Origin of the sequence: Klebsiella sp. JB_Kp042, assembly GCF_040065275.1 — a bacterium.
Classification (GTDB): Bacteria; Pseudomonadota; Gammaproteobacteria; order Enterobacterales; family Enterobacteriaceae; genus Klebsiella; species Klebsiella quasipneumoniae.
The window spans coordinates 1-2,655 of the sequence record NZ_JBEAJL010000063.1; the positions used below are offsets into that span (position 1 = coordinate 1).

Sequence of the window (2,655 nt, forward strand, 5' to 3'; positions counted from 1 at the left end):
ATTTTAATCAGCGAGTCAGCTTGGGAAGAAATGACCTGCTTATTCGCACCTTCCTAAGCTCTCGCCAAGCATTGAATCGTGAAATTAAATCAGGTGAAGCTACAAATTCAAGCAAAAGTGCAGCGTCCATTGATCTCCAAGAATCTTTTTGCAAACCTTTGGGTAATAATTCTTTTTTGGTTTTCAAAGGAGCTCCTGCAGTGAATGCAGAAGCATACATATCATGCAATGGGATTTGTGATAACAAATTGCCATCATTCTCGCCAGTGGCCTTCCCCTGATCTCCCGGAGGATACCCCCCACCAATATCGGAGTGCATTCCAGGATAAACCACTTCCGTAGCATAACTTGGGTAAGTTCCGTCGCTGCGGCAAATTGAATCCAGCGGGAAACAAAGTCTTTGTTCGTGGGATGAAACGAGGTGAGTGCATTTTTTGATCAGCCCATTATCCGGTAATTCCATGGTGTCATCAGCCCAGCCCATATGCCCTTCTGCGAATGGCGCGATATTTGCAATGCCAACGGATGCCACAGTGTCGAGCAGGCCAAGAAATTCAATACTTAAGGGGATTTTTACGTCACCCGACCTCAGACAAAGCTCAGGTTTACTTCCCTTTCTCCTGCCCCCCGGCAGCAACTCGGATAGCCAGTTCACAAATGTTCGCGCACTTGCTGCACCGCGGGAGAAACCATAGATATATAATTTAATGCCTAATAACTTCGGTTTTCCGGGTTCTGGCTGTATAACTGCCTGCTTCAGTTTAGGTGCAAGATCCGCGGCCTTTAAAAGTTCATTAAACACGGTATAACGCCTGTCTGGCCCGTCCGATCCCAGATATGATGTCATTCGGTTGACGGCGGCATAACACTCGGCATCAGAAATCTCGGTTAAACCCGATGTTCTTCTGAGTGCGTCAATAATCCGTAGCAGCCCCCAGTTGACGCGTTCTTCACCGTAGGTCGCAAAAGCCAGGCCTGGCGTACTATAATCAAGGTCATTAACTTCTGGAAAAGGTGTGCCAACCCCAGGGATATAATATTTATAATATTTGTTGCCTGACGTTCCTGCTAAATCAACCAACTCTTCAGTATGTCCCTGAACCCCACCAGCATAACCCTGACCGATAGTTGCACGAAACAAACGAGCAATATTTGTTGTATGCTTAGGACTGGCAATATACAGATCGTTATTTAAGTTATTTCCTGTACCATCAAAAAATAAACTGATATGCAGAGTTTTACAGCAAGGCGGCTCTACGATTTTACCCGCAGCGTGACAGAGCTCATTCCGGTATGCCAGCTCATGGCTGTCCTGCTGTTTACAGTTTCGCTTCGTTGCTGCTGTATCTGTTGGTAAACGCCCTTGTTTTGGAAAGTGAGGTGGATACCATGTTAAGTCTGGGTTCATTTTGGACATACTTCAGGCTCCTCCATCTTAATCGGATCCTTAATCGGGTAGTTCGGATTGCCGTAATCGTAACAACTGGTTGCAACTTTTACCTTGTCGCACGGAAGGAAGTGTATTTTGATGCCACAGGTTTTTTGGCCGTTATAGTCAGGAACTGGTACTACTGCAATGTGTTCTTTATGACTTGCTTTTATTTTTTTCTTCCATTCAAGATACTCATCCCAATGATCGTATCCTGGAAAGCCATCTGTTGAAGCTTCTCCTGTTTCCCACTCAATTTTTACCGTCATTCCCGGTTCCCATTTTGGAGGCACACCAAAGTAACCAGCACCGCCTCCTCCCTGCCACGGGCCGATAATATCGACACCGGACTGCCCGTTGACACTAAAGTGGTTGATGGCCCAGTGGGTATGGTTGATAGCTTCAATGGTTCCGCCACCGCCGCTGACTGAATCAGACTCAGCAGGCTGATTACAGCCCGTTAACAGCAATACCGCTTTAACTAAAAAGAGAAAGGGAGATTTCATTTAACATTCCTTTGCTTAGGGGATAATGAGAGATTACAGGTTCCTATCCCAGCCATGTGTCAAAAGGAGCTAACCATGCCCTGGCAGCCCTGAATTTATTTTGGACATACTTCAGGCTCCTCCATCTTAATCGGATCCTTAATCGGGTAATTCGGATTACCGTAATCGTAACAACTGGTTGTCACTTTTATCTTGTCGCACGGAAGGAAGTGTATTTTGATGCCACAGGTTTTTTGGCCGTTATAATCAGGAACAGGCACTATTGCACTGTGCTCTACATAACTTGCTTTTATTTTTTTTCCCATTCAAGATACTCATCCCAATGATCGTATCCTGGAAAGCCATCTGTTGAAGCTTCTCCTGTTTCCCACTCAATTTTTACCGTCATTCCCGGTTCCCATTTTGGAGTCACACCAAAGCAACCCGCACCGCCTCCTCCCTGCCACGGGCCGATAATATCGACACCGGACTGCCCGTTGACACTATAGTGGTTGATGGCCCAGTGGGTATGATTAATGGCCTCGATGGTTCCACCACCGCCGCTGACTGAATCTGATTCAGCAGGCTGATTACAGCCCGTTAACAGAAATATCTCTGCAACTAAAAAGAGAAAGGGAGATTTCATTTAACACTCCTTGTGAGGGATTAATTAGGTAACAGAGTTATGGCTTTGTTGAATAAATCAGATTTCGGGTAAGTCTCCCCCGTAGCGGGTTGTGT

General features: G+C 45.9%; 1 protein-coding gene and 2 pseudogenes. All 3 read right to left on the reverse strand.

The window, feature by feature from the left end:
* Nucleotides 1-55: 55 nt before the first annotated feature.
* Nucleotides 56-1,417 (reverse strand): annotated as a pseudogene (locus ABLV54_RS13070) (DUF2235 domain-containing protein); the annotation flags it as partial.
* Nucleotides 1,405-1,935 (reverse strand): DUF3304 domain-containing protein, encoded by a 531-nt coding sequence (locus ABLV54_RS13075; protein ID WP_101995591.1) that lies wholly within the window; start codon nt 1,933-1,935, stop codon nt 1,405-1,407. The pseudogene ABLV54_RS13070 and the gene ABLV54_RS13075, both read right to left, overlap by 13 nt.
* 95 nt (nt 1,936-2,030) lie before the next feature.
* Nucleotides 2,031-2,560, reverse strand: a pseudogene (locus ABLV54_RS13080) (DUF3304 domain-containing protein).
* Nucleotides 2,561-2,655: the final 95 nt, after the last annotated feature.

Bases quoted from the DNA above. Each gene is read 5' to 3' on its own strand.
- ABLV54_RS13075 (WP_101995591.1), bottom strand. From the start codon at position 1,935: ATGAAATCTCCCTTTCTCTTTTTAGTTAAAGCGGTATTGCTGTTAACG.